Annotated in this window: 14 protein-coding genes and 1 tRNA gene; 5 read left to right on the forward strand and 10 right to left on the reverse strand. The window is 67.1% G+C overall.

The genetic code is table 11. The features are described from left to right. Positions 1–38 precede the first annotated feature (38 nt). The 3 genes from MELE44368_RS07545 to MELE44368_RS07555 all read right to left on the reverse strand — a co-directional run bounded on the left by MELE44368_RS07545 (position 39) and on the right by MELE44368_RS07555 (position 5403). Complete coding sequence (locus MELE44368_RS07545) at positions 39–2942, reverse strand: MMPL/RND family transporter (RefSeq protein ID WP_046750906.1); 2904 nt, start codon at positions 2940–2942, stop codon at positions 39–41. Continuing rightward, positions 2939–3361, reverse strand: coding sequence for an MmpS family transport accessory protein (locus MELE44368_RS07550; protein WP_234785107.1), 423 nt, complete (start codon positions 3359–3361; stop codon positions 2939–2941). The genes MELE44368_RS07545 and MELE44368_RS07550 overlap by 4 nt, the downstream gene beginning before the upstream one ends. Before the next feature lie 890 nt (positions 3362–4251). After that, positions 4252–5403: a 3-keto-5-aminohexanoate cleavage protein gene (locus MELE44368_RS07555; RefSeq protein ID WP_128107934.1), complete on the reverse strand. Its 1152-nt coding sequence runs from the start codon at positions 5401–5403 to the stop codon at positions 4252–4254. A 203-nt stretch (positions 5404–5606) separates the two neighbouring features. Between MELE44368_RS07555 and MELE44368_RS07560 the strand changes: the two genes are divergently transcribed. Then, positions 5607–5798: a ferredoxin gene (locus tag MELE44368_RS07560; protein WP_128107935.1), complete on the forward strand. Its 192-nt coding sequence runs from the start codon at positions 5607–5609 to the stop codon at positions 5796–5798. Between the two features lie 4 nt (positions 5799–5802). Here MELE44368_RS07560 and MELE44368_RS07565 read toward each other — a convergent pair whose 3' ends face one another. From MELE44368_RS07565 to MELE44368_RS07580, 4 genes are all read right to left on the reverse strand, one after another. Next, complete coding sequence (locus MELE44368_RS07565) at positions 5803–6555, reverse strand: MBL fold metallo-hydrolase (RefSeq protein WP_128107936.1); 753 nt, start codon at positions 6553–6555, stop codon at positions 5803–5805. Positions 6556–6733: 178 nt separating this feature from the next. After that, positions 6734–6807 (reverse strand) — tRNA-Met (locus tag MELE44368_RS07570). A gap of 178 nt (positions 6808–6985) precedes the next feature. After that, positions 6986–9994 (reverse strand): UPF0182 family protein, encoded by a 3009-nt coding sequence (locus MELE44368_RS07575; RefSeq protein ID WP_128107937.1) that lies wholly within the window; start codon positions 9992–9994, stop codon positions 6986–6988. 81 nt (positions 9995–10075) lie between these two features. After that, positions 10076–11098, reverse strand: a complete 1023-nt coding sequence (locus MELE44368_RS07580) for a YlbL family protein (protein WP_164890054.1) — start codon at positions 11096–11098, stop codon at positions 10076–10078. Positions 11099–11209: 111 nt separating this feature from the next. Here MELE44368_RS07580 and MELE44368_RS07585 point away from each other — a divergent pair, with 111 nt between their 5' ends. From MELE44368_RS07585 to MELE44368_RS07595, 3 genes are read left to right on the forward strand one after another with little or no spacing between them, the layout of a single operon-like run. Further along, a complete protein-coding gene (locus tag MELE44368_RS07585) occupies positions 11210–12583 on the forward strand; it encodes a zinc-dependent metalloprotease (protein ID WP_128107939.1) in 1374 nt (457 codons plus the stop codon). Positions 12584–12635: 52 nt separating this feature from the next. Beyond that, complete coding sequence (locus tag MELE44368_RS07590) at positions 12636–13463, forward strand: bacteriocin biosynthesis cyclodehydratase domain-containing protein (RefSeq protein WP_128107940.1); 828 nt, start codon at positions 12636–12638, stop codon at positions 13461–13463. Between the two features lie 57 nt (positions 13464–13520). Further along, complete coding sequence (locus MELE44368_RS07595; RefSeq protein ID WP_206613710.1) at positions 13521–14840, forward strand: macrolide-binding ATPase MABP-1; 1320 nt, start codon at positions 13521–13523, stop codon at positions 14838–14840. Positions 14841–14955: 115 nt separating this feature from the next. Here MELE44368_RS07595 and MELE44368_RS07600 read toward each other — a convergent pair whose 3' ends face one another. The 3 genes from MELE44368_RS07600 to MELE44368_RS07610 all read right to left on the reverse strand — a co-directional run bounded on the left by MELE44368_RS07600 (position 14956) and on the right by MELE44368_RS07610 (position 17817). Then, positions 14956–15237 (reverse strand): WhiB family transcriptional regulator, encoded by a 282-nt coding sequence (locus MELE44368_RS07600; protein WP_128107942.1) that lies wholly within the window; start codon positions 15235–15237, stop codon positions 14956–14958. Between the two features lie 151 nt (positions 15238–15388). Then, positions 15389–15610: a hypothetical protein gene (locus MELE44368_RS07605; RefSeq protein WP_128107943.1), complete on the reverse strand. Its 222-nt coding sequence runs from the start codon at positions 15608–15610 to the stop codon at positions 15389–15391. 92 nt (positions 15611–15702) lie between these two features. Further along, positions 15703–17817, reverse strand: a complete 2115-nt coding sequence (locus MELE44368_RS07610) for an ATP-dependent DNA helicase UvrD2 (protein ID WP_206613711.1) — start codon at positions 17815–17817, stop codon at positions 15703–15705. Between the two features lie 82 nt (positions 17818–17899). Between MELE44368_RS07610 and MELE44368_RS07615 the strand changes: the two genes are divergently transcribed. Beyond that, positions 17900–18154 (forward strand): mycoredoxin, encoded by a 255-nt coding sequence (locus MELE44368_RS07615; protein ID WP_046750917.1) that lies wholly within the window; start codon positions 17900–17902, stop codon positions 18152–18154. Positions 18155–18205 lie beyond the last annotated feature (51 nt).

The following is an 18205-nucleotide window of genomic DNA, read 5'->3' on the forward strand; positions in this document are numbered from 1 at the left end:
GGCCTTCACCGGGAAGGAGGTATACGCGTTCATCGCCGCTAGCGCTCGTCCCTTTGCAGAAGGGAACGCACCAGCGGCCGTGGGTCTCGTCCGCGCCGTGCTGCGGCGACGGGGCGCGGGTGCACCCGCAGCGGCCACCAGAACCACCGCCCCAGCAGCGCCGCGATCGACGGCGTCATGAACGCGCGCACCACCAACGTGTCGAACAGCAGCCCGACCCCGATCGTGGAACCGAGCTGGCCGATGGTCTGCAGGTCGCTGACCACCATCGACAGCATCGTGAAGGCGAAGACCAGACCCGCAGTCGTCACCACCTTGCCGCTGCCGCCCATGGCCCGGATGATGCCGGTGTTCAACCCGGCGCCGATCTCCTCTTTCATCCGTGACACCAGCAGCAGGTTGTAGTCCGACCCGACCGCCAACAGGATGATCACCGACATCGCCAGCACGACCCAGTTCAGCGGGATCCCAAGGATGTGCTGCCAGATCAGCACCGACATCCCGAACGCCGCGCCCAGCGAAAGCGCCACCGTCCCAACGATCACCAGGGCCGCGATGAAGCTGCGCGTGATGATCAGCATGATGGAAAAGATCAGACAGAGCGCCGCTGTCGCCGCGATCAACAGGTCGTAGGTCGAGCCTTCGACGATGTCTTTGACCGACGCCGCGGTGCCGGTGAGGTAGATGTCGGCGCTTTGCAGCGGCGTTCCCTTGAGCGCCTCCTCCGCGGCGGTCATGATCGGGTCGACGCGCGACATCCCCTCCGTCGTCGCGGGGTCGCCCCGCTGGGAGATGAGCATGCGCGCGGCCTTGCCGTCCGGTGACAGGAAGACATCCATGACGCGCTTGAAGTCTTCGTTCTCGAAAATCTCCGGCGGAAGATAGAACGAGTCGTCGTTCTTGGCGGCGTTGAACGCCTTGCCCATCGCGGTGGCGTTCTCGGTGGTCTCCTCCATCTGCGAGAGGATCCCGGACATGGTGCTGTGCATCGTCAGCATCATCTGTCGGGTATCTCGCATGGTCTGGATCATCACCGGGAACTGCTCGGCCATCTGCGGCAGAAGCTGATCCAGTCGATCCAGGTTTTCGACCAGCCCGCGAAGTTTGACGGTGATCTGGTCGACGCCGTCGAGCGTGTCAAAGACGGACCTGACCGCGAAGCACAGCGGAATGTTGTAACAGTGCGGCTCCCAATACAGGTAGTTCCGGATCGGCCGGAAGAAGTCGTCGAAGTTGGCTACGTTGTCGCGCAACCGGTTCGTGATGTCTTCCAGTTCATGCGTGTTCGCGACCATCTCATGAGTCGTGTCGACCATTTCCTCGGTCAGCGCCTGCATCCGCTGCATGATCGCGATCGTCTCGAGCATGTCGTCGGCCTGCACGAGCAGGTCGTCCATGCGCGCCCGCTGGAAAGGGATCAACTGCGACTGGCTCGCGCTGCTCATGCTGAGCATGAACGGAATCGTGGTGTTGTTGAGCGGTTCTCCGCCCGGGCGGGTGATGGCTTGCACCCGCGACACGCCTTCCACGGCCTGAACGGCCTTGGCGAGTTTGTTCAACACCAGGAAGTCCGCTGGATTGCGCATGTCGTGATCGGCCTCGACCAGCAGAATGTCGGGGGCCATCATCAGCGACTGGGGAAAATGTCGCTCAGCGGCCGCGTATCCCACGCTGGCGGGAATGTCTTGCGGAAGATATTTCTGGTCGTTGTAACTGGCCTGGTAACCCGGCAACGCCAGGAGACCGATGAGCGAAATGGCCAGAGTCGCGGCCAGGATGGGTGCGGGCCACCGAACGATCGCCGTACCGATCCGGCGCCACCGACGGACCGCGAGTTTCCGCTTCGGTTCGAACAACCGGATGCGACTGCCCGCGGCGATCACGGCCGGCACCAGCGTGACGGCCACCAGCACCGCGGCGACCATGCCGACCGCGGTGGGAACACCCAACGTCTGGTAGACGGGCAGCCTGGTGAACCGCAGGCACAGCACCGCTCCGGCGATCGTGAGGCCCGACGCCACCACCACCTTGGCCACGCTGTGGTAGGTGGTGTAGAACGCTGATTCCCGGTCCTCGCCGGCTTGACGTGCCTCCTGATAGCGGCCGGTGAAGAAGATGCCGTAATCGGTTCCGGCGGCGATCGCGAGCGGCACCAGCAGGTTGACCACAAACGTCGTGATGCCGATGACCTGTAGATCGCCCAGTAATGCGACCGTCCCCCTGGCGACCAGCAACTCGACGACGACGATCACGAGCAGAAGGGCGACGGTGATCACCGATCGGTAGACCAGCAGCAACATCGTGAAGATCACCGTGAAGCTCAACGAGGTCACGAGGGCGACCGTCCGGTTGCCTGCAGGGCCGAGATCCGCGGCGAACGCGGCGGGGCCGGTGACGTAGGCCTGCACACCGGGCGGCGGGGACGTCCGCTCCACGATCTCCCGCACGGCTCGCACGGAGTCGTTCGCCGAGGTGCCATCCCGATTGGCGGTGAGGTTCACCTGCACATATGTGGCCTTGCCGTCGGCGCTCTGCGCAGCGGCCTCGGTGATCGCATCGCCCCAGAAGTCCTGGACGTGCTGTACGTGGGTGGTGTCGGCCCGCAGCTCCCGGATCAGCTCGTTGTAGTAGGCGTGCGCGTCATCGCCGAGGGGTTCCTCACCCTCCAGCACGATCATCGCCACCGCGCCCGAATTGGCCTCTCCGAACACTTCACCCATGCGCTGCATCGCCTGAAACGACGGTGCGGCGATCGGGTTCATCTCGACCGCGTTTTCCTTCTCGACCAGCTCCAGGGAGGGCACGGCGGTGGTCAGGAAGAAGGCGATCGCCAACCACACGAGGATGATCGGCACCGAGAAGCGATAGACCATCCGGGCCACGAATGGCCGACGTTTGGCCGTCTGCAACGGCTGCGTCGTGGGTTCGCTGGCGTGGGTCATGCGGCCTTCAACACGCAGTAGGTGAACGCGTTCACGCCTTGGCGCACTCGTTCGGCTTCGACCTTGTCGCCCACGGTGATGCGGCAGCCGATGGTGTCACCGGTTCCTTGCGCCGAGATGCTGCCGATGGCCGTCGCCTCCGAGATCGGAAACTCCACCGACCACGGCAGCGGGGCGCCCTCGACCCGCTGCGGGTCGGCGTTGTCATCGAAATAGCTGATGTCCGCCACGGATCCCGGCGGGCCGAATACCTCATACGTGAGGTGCTTCGGGTTGTGGGGCCGGCGCTCCTCAGTATCGGTGCTGGCATACGTGGGGCGGTGCTCGTTGCCGAAGACGTTGTGCAACCGCGACACGGTGAACCCGCCTGCCACGGCCACGACCGCGATGACGAGCGGGATCCACAGCCGCCTCAGAATCCTGAAAATGTCAGATTCCCTTCTGTTCCAAGTCCTGGTGCCGTGAGGCTGCTCGGTCGGCCATGCAACTGCGCGCTTGCCGCGACGCGCCAGACGGCGTTCCTAAGACGCGGTGTCGCGCAGGCGAGCCGTGCGGTGGTCACCGCAAATGCGCGGCGCCCCCGGGAGCACAACCCGATCGTGGAGGGTGCTCCGTGCTGCTCCTCCCAAAATCCGGTCATTCCCGACGAGATCGTAATCCATTCGTCCTGCGTAGTACGCCCAGTCCCAAGATTCTCAGGAACCTCACCGGCAAATCAGATCATGGACGTTAATTTCCCGCAAAACCGCCCCGCGCGCCGATGGTGCGCCCGCAGGAAAAGGGTGGTTCTAGCAGGGCACGGGCGGGATCGAGACAGCGTCGTCGGCACCCGTCCGCCGAGCCGACCACATCGGCACGGCTTTGTCGCCCGAGCACGCGAAAAGCCGGATTGACCGACGTGATCTGTTGCAGATATTGGGCATTCGCTCGCCGGTGATCGAGCGGGTACGGGGTGGAAGCGCGCCGCACGGCCCGGCCGACCCGGCCGGACCGCTTTTGGTCGGTGATCCGCGTTCGCTAGGACAATCGGCATGCCCGCGGGTGGCGACGCCGGTTCGGGCCTGGGGCGGGAGCGACCCCTGCGGGCGCACGCTGCAACGGCGGGGTTCACCCCCTCTCGGACGAGCTGGCGTGGGTTCCCGGTGCGGGCATGTTGGTGTCCGCATACGGCAGGGACCGCCGTCCTGCTCGGTGTTTCGCCTCCCCGGGACAACGACGGGCGGCTGGTGCCAGCAATTTCTCGGTCGAGTCGTGTTCGGATCGGAGGCGCGTGCGCACGGTCGCCGGCCTCCTGTTGCGCCCCGCGGGCTCAGATCGGGTTTCTCCCACTCGCCACCGAGCGGGCATGAGCGGGGACCGGGGCGTCATCGGGCAACTCGACCCTGATCGCGCGTTCGGGGCAGGCCGCGGCGCCGTCGATGGCCTTCTGGTAGAGGTCCTCGCCGACGTAAGGTTTGACGACGACGCAGTAGCCCTCCGCGTCGGCTTGGTATATCTCCGGGGCATGCGAATAGCACACGCCCCATCCCATACAGCGGTTCCGGTTGACGACCACTTTCACCATTTCGCTGTCGTCCACCGCGGGTGCGGCGAAACGTGCCCGCATGTCGTCTTGTGTCGCCGGGCTGAGCCCTCGCTTGGTGATCAGGTTGACCGCGCGGTCCACCAGCTGGGCGTTGCCGGTCCGCCGGAGTAGCGATGGGCAGTCCCCGATGCCCACCCGGATGCCCAGCCCTCGGTCCAGTGCATGCTCCCAAAGCTCTTGACACCGTTCGGCAGAGCTCATCGCGTAGGGGACGACGACGATCTCGCGGTCGATCCACTTGGGGATCCGTGAGACCAGGAAGTCGAGGACGTCGGGGTCGGGCTCGTTGTGCGACACCCACCGATCGGAGAAGAACAGCTTGATGTTCAACGGTTCCCGCAAGATCCCGATCCGGGCTGCCAACGTCACCCAGCGCAGGTCGACGGCGTTGTACACCGCGATGCTGGGCACCAGCCCGAGGGCCTTGAACCGGTCGAGTTCGGGAGGATATGTCGGGTGTGAGCCGTTGGACCGCTCGCTCACCTCGAACCGGCTCTCGTCTTCGCACCACGCGACGTTCTCGACGTGCTGGGCCGGGGCGAACGGCGCGAGCAACAACGCGGCGCCGGACGGTGGGCGCTCGGCCAACGCCCAGATGTGCTCGAGGTTGCCGGTGTAGCCGGGGTAGGCCAGCGGATCGACATCGCGGGCCACGGTGGACAGGACGGCGCGGGAGACCTCGTCGTCGGCCCAGGCTTGTCGGCCGTCGTCGTAGCGGGCGTGGTAGTGGACCACGGTGGCCCCGTGCCGGATGCACTCCACGACATCGCGGGCCGTCTCGTCGGCGCCGTACGGCACGTTCGGGTTCTCGTCCTTACTGGCCTCCCCGTTCACGGAGACTTCCAGGTACACCTTGCCGTCGTCGCGAAAGCTCACTGCATCACGCCCTTTCTTCGCCGGTGCCCCCAGCACCTCGCCGGCGGGCACCGGCGCTCGCAGCCGAAAAGTCGCTCTGGCCAATGCGTCCGGTGACGGACTAGAGTTTACACAAGTATCAATTGTAAAAATACTGGCCCTTCCGAGGCGGACGTTGCTCGACGAGACCGAGCCGCCTGGTGCATTACCAAAGGAGGAACATCATGCGCGTGGTAGTGGACCGTGATCGATGTGAGGGCAATGCGTTCTGTGTGAACATCGCGCCTGCGGTCTTCGAGCTCGACGACGACGAGTACGCCGTGGTGATCACCGACCCCGTCCCGGTCGAGCAGGAGGCGCTCGCCGAGAAGGCCATCGAGGCGTGCCCCCGCGCAGCGCTGTCACGCAGGGATTGAGGACCTACGACCCCTGCCGCGCGGTCGCCCACACGTCGACGCGGTGCACGGGCAGACCGTGACCGGGCAGGAGGTGTTCGACGGGCAGCGAACGCATGCGTTGCTCGCTGCGCGCCGCGGCGCCGGAGTCGACGATCTCCGGGGTGAACCACGCCTGCCCGCGCGCGCTGAGCACCGCGTCACCGGAGATCAGGGTCCGGCTGTCGGCATGCCAGAACGCCGTCGAGTCGTCGGTGTGGCCAGGCACGTGCAGCACCTCCCAGCCCCTCGCGCCGGGCAGCGGCTGACCGTCGGCCAGCGGCTGAGCCCCGCCCAGGGCGTCACCGACCATCCCCTTGCCGCCGCCGTACCCCGCGATGCGGGGCCCTTCGGCGAAGCCGCGCAACCCCGTCAGGTCCAGCGGCTGGCTGATCAGGGTGGGCCAGATCTTGGCGACCGCGCTCAGCGCCGGGGTTCGGGGCCGGCGGGTGCCGTCCAGGTAGCTCAGCGTGACCTCGGGAAGGTGCAGCGCCACCCCGTGCTCGGCGGCCAACCGCGGTGCCCCGGCGACGTGGTCGCTGTGACCGTGGGTGGCCACCACTTCGGCGACGGTGCCGCGGTACACCGACAGCACGCCCGCGACGTCGTCGGCGCTGCCGGGCATGCCCGCGTCGACCACGACGTAGGACCCGTCGCCGCCGATCAGGTAGCAGTTGAAGATCCACCGGGACAGGCGGATCACACCGATGTCCTTGAGCGGCTCAACCACCAACGCCATGCCAGCCCCCTTCGTCGCGCACCACGGGAGCCCGTGTGAACCGCCGCCATCCTCGCACCCGCCTTAACGCAGAAGGTTGGATTCGGGACTCTTGCGCCGTCGGTCGGATAGCCGGAGGTCGCCAACCCGGGAATGCAGAACGGCCCCCGGAGTTTCCTCCGGGGGCCGTTCTCTTCAGTAGCGGGGGCAGGATTCGAACCTACGACCTCTGGGTTATGAGCCCAGCGAGCTACCGAGCTGCTCCACCCCGCGTCGGGTAAACGCAAGGTTACCCAAGGGGCGGGTGCACGGCCAAATCGCGCGGTCAGCAAGGGCGTGAATCAGCTGACGGCTGAATTCGGCCGCATGGGCCCGCCCCGCGAGTGTGCGCAAACTCGTACTCGAGCACGGCGTGTCGCCCGCAAACGCGCACGCTCGCCAAAAGGTGCGGCTAATTGGCGGTCTGGTACTTGTCCATCGCGTCGTCGAGGCGCTGCAGCGCCTGGCCGAACTCGCCGAAGTCGCCGCTCTGCTGAGCCTGCCGCAACGCGTCCAAGGCACTGTTGACCTCTTCCAGCGCAGCGGCTTTGGCTGACGACAACTGCGTCGGCACGCCGGGCGATGCCGCGGCGGGAGGCGGCGCAGGCGCTTCGGGGGCACGCCCCCGCTGGTTCGCGGGCGGCGACGCGGCCGGTGCCTCCCCGTCGGTCGGTGTCGCGGCCGGCGGCGTACCGCCGGGCATCGGCGCGGGCCCGGTGGCGGTCGCGTCGGCGCCAGGCCCGAACAGTTCGGTGAGCGCGTCGCGCACCGTGGGGCCGTAGCCGACCTTGTCGTTGTACATCATCGCCACCCGGATCAGGCGGGGGTACGTCGACGCGGCGTCGCTGGTGCCCGGCGAGGCGTACACGGGTGCGACGTAGAGCAGCCCACCCTGGACCAACGGCAGCGTGAGCAGGTTGCCCCACCGGATGCGGTTCTGGTTGTCGCGGCCGATGACGCCGAGGTCCTGGCTCACCGCGGTGTCGGTGCTGATCGCGTTGAACGCCAGCTTGGGACCGTTGACCTGACCCGGAACGGTGAGCACCGTCAGCTTGCCGTAGGTCTCCGGGTCGGAACTGGCGCTGATGTAGGCGGCCAGGAAGTCGCGGCGGAACCGGTTCATCGCGGTTGTGAGCTGAAACGACGCCGAACTGTCGTTGGCCGCAAGGTCCCTGGCCACGATGTAGTACGGCGGCTGGAAGCTGCTGGCGGTCGGGTTCGGGTCGAGCGGCACGTCCCAGAAGTCCGACGTCGAGAAGAACGTCACCGGGTCGTCCACGTGGTACTTGGCCAGCAACGCGCGCTGCACCTTGAACAGGTCTTCGGGGTAACGCAGGTGCTGGCGAAGCTCGTCGGAGATCTCGCTCTTGGGCTTCACCGTGTCCGGGAAGACCTTCATCCACGCCTGCAGCACGGGATCCTGCTCGTCCTGGGCGTACAACGTCACGGTGCCGTCGTAGGCGTCGACGGTCGCCTTGACCGAGTTGCGGATGTAGGAGACCTGCTTGTCGGGTGGCAGCCGGTTGAAGGCGACCTCGTTGGAATCCGCGGTGGCGCTGGACAACACCGTGGACTCCGAATACGGATAGTTGTCCAGCGTGGTGTAGCCGTCCACGATCCACACCATGCGCTTGTTGACGATCGCCGGGTACACGGTGGTGTCGGTGGTCAGCCACGGGGCGACCGCCTCGACCCGGTCGGCGGGATCGCGGTTGAACAAGATCTTGCTGTTCTCACCGATCACGTTGGAGAACAAGAAGTTCCGCTCGGCGAACTTGGCGGCGAACAGCGACCGGGCCAACCAGTTGCCGACCGGCACACCGCCTCGACCGGTGTAGGTGTAGTTGCGCGTCTCGGTGCTGGTCTCGAAGTCATACTCCCGTGGCGGGCCGTTCTCCCCGACGATCGCGTAATCGGCCGGGGTGTTGGCGATCACCGGGCCGTAGTAGATCCGCGGCTGCTCGAGGGGCGCGGGGCCCTGGTTGATGATGCCGTCCGGGCCGACCGCGTTGACGAGGAACTCCGGATATCCGCCGTTCTGGTTGGGGTCGTTGGCGATGCCGCGCACGGTGTTGGCCGGTGACGCGATGAAGCCGTTCCCGTGGGTGTACACCGAGTGCCGGTTGATCCAGTCGCGCTGGTTGTCGATCAGCCGGTCGGGGTTGAGCTCTCGGGCGGCCACCACGTAGTCACGCAGGTTGCCGTCGGAACCGGTGTAGCGGTCCATCGCCAGCTGATCGGGGAAGTAGTAAAAGTTCTTCCCCTGCTGGAACTGGGTGAACGCGGGGCTGACGATGGTGGGATCCAGCAGCCGGATGTTGGATGTGGTGGCCCGGTCGGCAGCCACCTGCTGGGCCGTCGCCTGCGCATCGCCGCTGTAGCTGCGGTAGGTGACCACCTCGTCGGTCAGCCCGTAGGCGTTTCTGGTGGCGCCGATACTTCGGCTGATGTATTCGCTTTCCTTTTGCGCCGCATTGGGTTTGACGCTGAACTGCTCGACGATCAACGGCCAGCCGGCGCCGACGATCAGCGAGGACAGCAGCAGAAGCACCACGCCGATGGCCGGAATACGCAAGTCGCGCAGCACGATCGCGGAGAACACCGCCGCGGCGCAGATCACCGCGATGGCCATCAGGATCAGCTTGGCGGGCAGCACCGCGTTGATGTCGGTGTACCCGGCGCCGGTGAACGGCTTGCCGGTGCGGGTGTGGCTCAGCAGTTCGTAGCGGTCAAGCCAGTACGCGATCGCCTTGAGCAGCATCAGGATGCCGACCAGCGAAATCAGCTGGATGCGTGCCGAGCGGCTGAGTGCGCCGGTCCGGCCGGAGAGCCGAATACCGCCGAACAGGTAGTGGCCCAGCAGGTTGGCGATGAACGTCAGAAACGCCGCGACAAACAGATAGTTCAGCACCAGCCGGTAGAACGGCAGGTCGAACGCGTAGAAGCCCAGATCCTTGCCGAACTGCGGATCGGTGATACCGAAGTCACCGCCGTGCAGGAACAGCTGCACCGTCTGCCACTGCCCGAGGGCGAAGAGCCCGGCGAACAACCCGATGATCGCGGGCACGCCGATGCCGACGAGCTTCAGCCGGGTCATCACCGCGGTGCGATAGCGCGCCACCGGGTCGTTGGGTCCGTCGGTCGGAACGAACACCGGTCTGGTGCGGTACGCCAGCGCGAGCCCGGCGAAGACGATCGCCCCGATCAGCAGGGTGACCACCAGGAACAGGATGATCTGGGTGAACAACACGGTGGTGAACACCGAGCGGTAGCCGAGCTCACCGAACCACAGCCAGTCGACGTAGGCGTCGATCAGCCGCGGGCCGATCAGCAGCAGGAGCACGACGGCCACCCCGACCGCGATGAGAATCCGGCTACGTCGTGTCAGCGTCGGCATTCGTGCCGCGGGCCGCATACCCACTCGTCAACTCCAGTCTTACCGATCTCCCACGTCGACACCCGACGTCAGAACAACTGTACGCAAGCGCGGTGCCCTCGGAATTCAGCAGTGGGGCCGTTCGCCATCAGCGGAAAGCGCCTCCAAGGCATCCACCGCAGTGGCGAGGGTGTCCACCTTGATGAGTTCCATCCCCTCCTGAGGTGCCGACTTGGCCTCTTCGCAGTTGTCGGCGGGCACCAGAAAGACCGTCGCGCCGGACTCCCTGGCAGCCAGCATCTTGTGCGTGATGCCGCCGATGCCGCCGACATGCCCGTCGCCGCTGATGGTCCCCGACCCCGCGACGACCTCGCCGCCGCTGAGGTCTCCGGGGGTGAGCTTGTCCACGACCGCGAGGCTGAAGATCATCCCGGCCGACGGGCCACCGACGTTGGCCAGGTTGAAGTCGATGGAGAACGGCGCCCAGGGCGCGTCGAGCACGCCGATCCCGAGGTATCCCTGCTCTCCCTCGGGATGTTCACCCATGGTGATAGTCGCGACGCCGGGCGGGCCGTCCTTGCGCCGGTAGTCCAGCTCGATGGTGTCCCCCGGCCGGGTCTGCTTGACCAGGGCCTGGAACTCTTCGAGGTTGGCGACGGGCTTGCCGTTGACCCCGTCGATCGCGTCGCCGTCCTGCAGCTTGCCTGCCGAGGGACCGGGGTCGTTGACGTTTTCCACCGTGACCGCCATCGGATAGTCCATGTGGAGCAGCGCGGCGTACTCGGCGCTGCGCTCGGATTGGCGGAAGTCGGTGGTGTTGGCCTCGTTGACCTCTTCTCGCGTCTTGTCGGGCGGGTAGACGAAATCGCGCGGCACCAGCTGTTCGCGCCCGGACAGCCACAGCACCAGCGCCTGCCCCAGGGTCAGGCCGTCGCGCTGGGAGACGGTGGTCATGTTGAGTTGCCCCGACGTCGGATAGACGTCGGCGCCTTCGATCGAGACGACCTCCTTCCCGTCGACCTCACCCAGGGTGTTGAAGATCGGCCCCGGGCCCAGCGACACGAAAGGCACGACCACCACCGACGCCAGCACCCCGAAAACCAGGATGGGGACGAGGGCGACGAGCAACGTCAGGGTTCGCCTGTTCACGCCGCCCAATCTAAAGGTTGGGCGATGGATGCCCTGGACAGTGACCGGTGTTCGCTCTGCGCGTGACCTGCCCGGCGACACGACGCGACGCTGGTGAGTACGGTTGAAGGCATGGCTGACCCGCCTTTTGGCTTCTCTGCCGGCGACGACCCGGAGCGCGACAAACGCAAGAACGATCCGGACTCCGGCGGCAGCGGCGCCGGCGATCCGTTCGGGCTCGGCGGCGGAGCCGAGTTCGACATGTCGCAGCTCGGCCAGATCTTCACCCGGCTCGGCGAGATGTTCAGCGGCGCAGGTGGTGCGATGGCCGGCGGCAAGACGTCCGGTCCGGTGAACTACGACCTGGCCCGAAAGCTGGCGTCGAGCCAGATCGGCTTCGTCGCACCGATTCCCGAATCGACCGGCGCCGCGGTGCGCGACGCCGTACACCTCGCCGACACCTGGCTCGACGGCGCGACCGCGCTGCCCGCGGGCACCACCACCGCGGTGGCGTGGACACCCGCCGACTGGATCGACAACACGCTGGACACCTGGAAGCGGCTGTGCGACCCGGTGGCCGAACAGATCTCCACGGTGTGGGCGTCGGCGCTGCCCGAAGAGGCCAGGAGCATGGCGGGCCCGCTGCTGGCGATGATGGCCCAGATGGGCGGCATGGCGTTCGGCTCACAGCTGGGTCAGGCGCTGGGCACGCTGTCGCGAGAAGTGTTGACGTCCACCGACATCGGGCTTCCGTTGGGGCCCAAGGGGGTCGCTGCGCTGATGCCTGAGGCGATCGAGGCGCTCACCGAGGGCCTCGAACAGTCGCGCAGCGAGGTGATGACCTTCCTCGCCGCGCGTGAGGCCGCGCACCACCGCCTGTTCAGCCACGTGCCGTGGTTGTCCAGCCAGCTGCTCAACGCCGTCGAGGCGTTCGCCCGGGGCATGAAGATCGACATGAGCGGCATCGAGGAGCTCGCGCAGGGGTTCGACCCGGCCTCGCTGGCCGATCCCACCCAGCTCGAACAGCTGCTCAACCAGGGGATCTTCGAGCCGAAGGCGACCCCGGAGCAGACGGCGGCGCTGGCTCGGCTGGAAACGCTGCTGGCGCTGATCGAGGGCTGGGTGGAGACCGTCGTCACCGATGCGCTGGGCGAGCGGCTCCCCGGTACGGCGGCGCTCTCGGAGATGCTGCGCAGGCGGCGCGCGACCGGCGGTCCGGCCGAGCAGACCTTCGCCACCCTGGTCGGACTCGAGTTGCGTCCCCGCAAGCTGCGTGAGGCCGCCGCGCTGTGGCAGCGGCTGACCCAGGCCGTCGGCGCCGACGCGCGCGACGCGGTGTGGCAGCACCCCGACCTGTTGCCCACCGCCGAGGACCTCGACGAACCCGCCGGTTTCATCGACCGGATGATCGGCGGCGACACCAGCGGGATCGACAGCGCCATCGCGGAAGCGATCGCCGATCTGGAACAGGGCTCCACCGAAGACGGCGACGAGCCCACCGGCTGAGCCTGTGGATAACCCGATCGGGGTTTGACCGCGGCCGTGGCAGAGTCATCGCATGCGGCGCTACGGGCTCAACCCGGCCACCCCGATCCTGCTGCGGCCCGACGGCGTGGTGCAGGTGGGCTGGGATCCGCGTCGCGCGGTCGTGGTGCGTCCCCCGTCGGGTATGACCGCCACCGTGCTGGCCGATCTGCTCCGGCGGCTGCAATCGGGTGCCACGCTCGGCGACCTCCAGTGTCACGCCGCCGACGTCGACCCCACGCTGATCGCCGACCTGGTCACGATGCTGGTCGACGCCGGTGTCGTCACGGCGGCCGCGCCACGGCGGACCCGCGCGGCGGCGGTGCGCATCCACGGCAGCGGGCCCCTCTCGGACCTGCTCTCAACTGCGCTGCGCTGCTCGGGTGCCCGCGTCACCCACAGCGCCCGAAACAACGCCGGCGCGCCGTCTGAGCCCACCGACCTGGTGGTGCTGTCCGATTACCTGGTCGCCGACCCGAGGGTCGTGCACGATCTGCACGCCGCCGGGATCGCGCACCTGCCGGTGCGGGTGCGCGACGGCACCGGACTGGTCGGGCCCTTGGTGATTCCCGGCGTGACGAGCTGCCTGGGCTGTGCCGATCTGCACCGCAGTGACCGCGACGCCGCCTGGCCCGCCGTCGCGGCCCAGCTGCGCGACACCGTCGGCACCGCCGACCGGGCGACCGTGCTGGCGACCGCGGCGCTGGCCCTCAACCAGGTCGACCGCGTGATTCGCGCCGTCCGCGAGGAACGCAGCACCGACGAGCCGTTGCCGACGCTGGACACCACGCTGGAGTTCGACGTCAACGTCGGGTCGGTGGTCGCGCGCCGCTGGTCACGCCACCCGAGCTGCCCATGTTGAAAACGTCTGTTGCCAACTTGTTGCAGAGCAGTCAACGCCGTCAGGGATGATGGTCTGGTGAGTGAGATCAAACGGGGCCGCGCCGCGCGGAACGCGAAGCTGGCGAGCCTTCCCGTCGGCATGGCGAGCCGGGCCGCCCTCGGCTTCGGGAAACGGTTGACCGGCCGGTCGAAAGACGAGGTCAACGCCGAACTGATGGACAAGGCTGCCCAGCAACTGTTCACCGTCCTCGGCGAGCTCAAGGGCGGCGCCATGAAGGTCGGGCAGATGCTGTCGGTGATGGAGGCCGGGGTCCCGGAGCAGTACGGCAAGCCCTACCGCGAGGCGCTGACCAAGCTGCAGCGCGAGGCGCCACCGCTTCCCGCGGCCAAGGTGCACCGGGTGCTCGACGCGCAACTGGGCACCCGGTGGCGCGAACGGTTCTCCTCCTTCGACGACACGCCGGTGGCGTCGGCCAGCATCGGGCAGGTGCACAAGGCGGTGTGGTCGGACGGTCGCGAGGTCGCGGTCAAGATCCAGTACCCGGGCGCCGACGAGGCGCTGCGCGCCGATCTCAAGAGCATGCAGCGAATGGTCAAGGTGCTCAAGCAACTTGCCCCCGGCGCCGACGTGCAGGGCATCGTCGACGAGCTGATCGAACGCACCGAGATGGAACTCGACTACCGGCTGGAGGCCGACAACCAGCGTGCGTTCGCGAAAGCCTATGAGGGACACCCGCATTTCGTCGTCCCGCGCATCCTGGCCAGCACGCCCAAGGTGGTGATCCAGGAGTGGATCGACGGCATCTCGATGTCGGTGATCATCAGGGAGGGCACACAGGAACAGCGAGACATCATGGGCACCAGGCTTTTCGAGCTGACCTATGATGCGCCGCGACGCCTGGAGATGATGCACGGCGATGCGCATCCGGGCAACTTCATGCTGCTACCGGACGGCAAGATGGGCGTCATCGACTTCGGCGCCGTCGCGCCGATGCCCGGCGGGATCCCACCCGAACTCGGGATGGCGACGCGCTACGCGCTCGCCAAGGACTACGACAACCTGCTGCCGACCCTGGAGAAGATCGGGTTCGTCCAGAAGGGCGAAGACGTTTCGATCCGCGAAATCGACGAGATGCTGCGGCCCTATGCGGAGCCGCTGCAGGTCGAGCTCTTCCATTACACCCGCAAGTGGCTGCAGAAGATGACCGTCGCCGACATGGACCGGTCGGTGGCCCAGGTCCGTACCGCCCGCCAGATGGATCTGCCCAAGGAGCTGGCGATTCCGATGCGGGTGATCATGTCGAACATCGCGATCTCGTGTCAGCTCCATGCGCGCGTCCCTGCCAGAAGCCTTACCACCGAACTGGTTCCGGGGTTCGCCGAAGAAGCCGCCTGATCACCCGCGAGGCGCGAAGCGGGCGAGCGGGGCGAAACTGCGGTGAGATCGCGATTTTCGCTGATTGCGCGATCTGTGCGCAGTCTCGACCTCCGCCGGGCGAGCCCGGCAGTGCTTACGCCGCTGCCGGGCTGTCCTCGGTGTTCTTGCGCGGCCGGCCGCGCGGGCGCTTGCGCGCGATGACGGTACCGCGGTCGAAGATCTCGCCGCCCCACACGCCCCACGGTTCCTGACGTTCCAGCGCGGCGGCCAGGCACTCGGCGCGGAGCGGGCACTGTCCGCACAGCCCCTTGGCGCGTTCGAGGTCGACGGGGTCGTCGGCGAACCACAGGTCGGGATCCCCGACGTGACACGGCACCGCCCGCATCGTCTTGGTCCGGCATGTCTGGGTCGACATGTCTGTCCTCTGCTTCCTGGTCGAGGGTTTTCGCATCTGTCTTCTGACGGATCCGGGACCAGGTGTTCGGTGGCTGAGCGATCTCCGAAAAAACTGGCCACGGATCCGATGACTGCGGTTCCGTGGCCTTTCGGCGTGATCGTGGGCTCTTCTAGATGGGGCCCCAATCCACGGAACGTGCAGTCGCGGCGGCGGCGGCGCGGCGCTTACGCTGCGGCGTGCTGCCTGCCGCGGCGGCGGCATGCGCGGGAATGACGGGATGCGCCGGGGTGGCGACTCGGAGGGTCCGTGACATGCCGGCAATGCCCGCGACATGGCCTACGCCGGTGAACGCGTTGATGCTCGCCATGATCTCGGCACCCTCCTCTCGCACGATGAAATTCACAGCAGGTGTGTGATCTTGAGGCTAAGGGTAACAGCGTGGCCGCACAAACGAATTTTTGACCAGCGGTTTTGGCACGATCTTTACGACGATTGGCGGCCCTTGACGAGCGCGAGGACGTCGGGGCCGAACTGCTCGAGCTTGCGCGCCCCGATGCCGGGAATCGCCACCAGCGCCGCATCGTCGGCGGGCAGCGTCTCGGCGATCGCGATCAACGTGTTGTCGGTGAACACCACGTAGGCGGGCACGTTCATTTCCTTGGAGGTGCGCAACCGCCAGTCCTTGAGCTGTGCCAACAACTCTTCGTCGATGTCGGACGAGCAGGTTTCGCAGCGCCGCAACATGATTGCGGGCGGTGTCGTCAACACGCTGTTGCAGACGCGGCAGCGTGGCGTGGCCCCGCGGGGCCGCCGCGGCCGAGACGAAGCCGCGTCGGTCGACGACTGCGGCGCGATCCCGTTGAGAAACCGTGACGGCTTGCGGCTCTGCCGTCCGCCAGGGGTCCGCGCCAATGCCCAGCTGAGCGCCAGATGTATTCGGGCTCTTGTGATTCCGACGTAGAGAAGTCGGCGTTCCTCTTCGACCGGTTCGCTGTCGGCGCCGTGGGCCAGCGCATGGGAGATGGGCAGGGTGCCGTCGGCCAGCCCGACCAGGAACACCGCGTCCCATTCCAGCCCTTTCGCGGCGTGCAGTGATGCCAACGTCACCCCTTGCACCACGGGGGGATGCCGCGCGTCGGCACGCTGGCGCAGTTCGGCGAGCAGGGCACGCAGATCCAGCGATGGGCGTTGGGCGACTTCCTCGTCGACGAGTTCGGCCAGCGCCGTCAGCGCCTCCCACCGCTCACGTGCCTTCGTGCCCGCGGGCGGCTCGGCGCTCAGGCCGAGCGGACCGAGCACCGCGCGAACGGTTTCGGGCAGTCCGCCGTCGTGGTCGGCATCGCGTTCGGCCGCGCGCTGCAGCGCGACCAGCGCCTGCCGGATCTCCTGGCGGCTGAAGAAGCCCTCGCCGCCGCGCACCTGGAACGGGATCCCGGCCTCGGTCAGCGCTTCCTCGTAGACCTCCGACTGGGCGTTGATGCGGTACAGCACCGCGATCTGCGCCGGTTCGGTGCCCGACTCGATGAGCCGCTTGATCTTCTTGGCGACGCCGTTGGCCTCGGCGACCTCGTCGGGGTATTCGGCGAAGGTCGGATTCGGCCCGGGAGCGCGCTGGCCGACGAGATGAAGCTTGCTGCCTGCCATCCGGCCGCGGGCGCCGGCGATGACCCGGTTGGCCAGCGACACCACCTGCGGGGTGGAGCGATAGTCACGTTCCAGCCGGACCACCGCCGCGTCGGGGAAGCGGCGCGAGAAGTCCAGCAGGTAGCGCGGTGTGGCCCCGGTGAACGAGTAGATCGTCTGGTTGGCGTCGCCGACGACGGTGAGGTCGTCGCGGTCGCCGAGCCACGCGTCGAGCACCCGCTGCTGCAGCGGCGTGACGTCCTGGTACTCGTCGACGACAAAGCAGCGGTACCGGTCGCGGAACTCCTGGGCCACCGCGGCGTCGTTCTCGATCGCCGCGGCGGTGTGCAGCAGCAGGTCATCGAAGTCCAGCAGCACATCGGCGCGACGGGACTTGAGGGTCTCGTAGCCCGCATAGACGGCCGCGACCTTGTCCGCGTCGAACGGGATGTCGCGGCCTGCGTCGGCCACGGCGGCCGCGTATCCCTCCGGGCTGATCAAAGAGCCCTTGGCCCATTCGATTTCGCCGGCGAGGTCGCGTACGTCGTCGGTGCTGGTTTGCAGCCCGGCGCGATTGGCGGCCTGGGCCACGACCGCGAACTTGGTGTCGAGTAGCTGCCATGACGTGTTACCCACCACCCGCGGCCAGAAGTAGGACAGCTGGCGTCGCGCCGCGGCGTGAAATGTCATCGCCTGCACGGAGTCGGCCGACACGCCCGCCCAGTCGTTGCTCAGCGCTCGCAGCCGGCCGCGCATCTCCCCCGCCGCCCGCTGCGTGAACGTCACCGCCAGCACCTGCGAGGCGGCGACGTGTCCGCTCACGACGAGGTGAGCGATGCGCCGGGTGATGGTGCGGGTCTTGCCGGTGCCCGCACCGGCCAGCACGCAGACCGGGCCACGCGCGGCGAGCACGGCTTCGCGCTGCTCCTCGTCGAGGTCGTCGACAATGCGCAACGAATCGACCTCTACCGACATGCGGTCCATCTTGACAGCACGCGGTGACAAAACCCGGGACGGCGTCGGGCATGTTGGGCGCGTCGGCTACGTTGAAGGCGTTATGAGCGCTGCTGAGAATCCCCAGGTGACGATGTACACCACGTCGTGGTGTGGCTACTGCTTTCGGCTGAAGAAGGTTCTGCAGGCCGAGGGTATCGAGTTCACCGAAGTCGACATCGAGTCCGATCCCGAGTCGGCCGAGTTCGTGGCGTCGGTCAACGGGGGCAATCAGACCGTTCCGACGCTGAGGTTCGCCGACGGGTCCACGCTGACCAACCCGAGCGCTAAGGACATCAAGGCCAAGCTGGCGAGCTAGTTGTTCTTCGTGGGCAGGTTGTGAACGCGTAAGCGTTCGATGGGTGCCTTG

The sequence above is a fragment of the Mycolicibacterium elephantis DSM 44368 genome, assembly GCF_004014805.1.
In the GTDB taxonomy this organism is placed as follows: domain Bacteria; phylum Actinomycetota; class Actinomycetes; order Mycobacteriales; family Mycobacteriaceae; genus Mycobacterium; species Mycobacterium elephantis.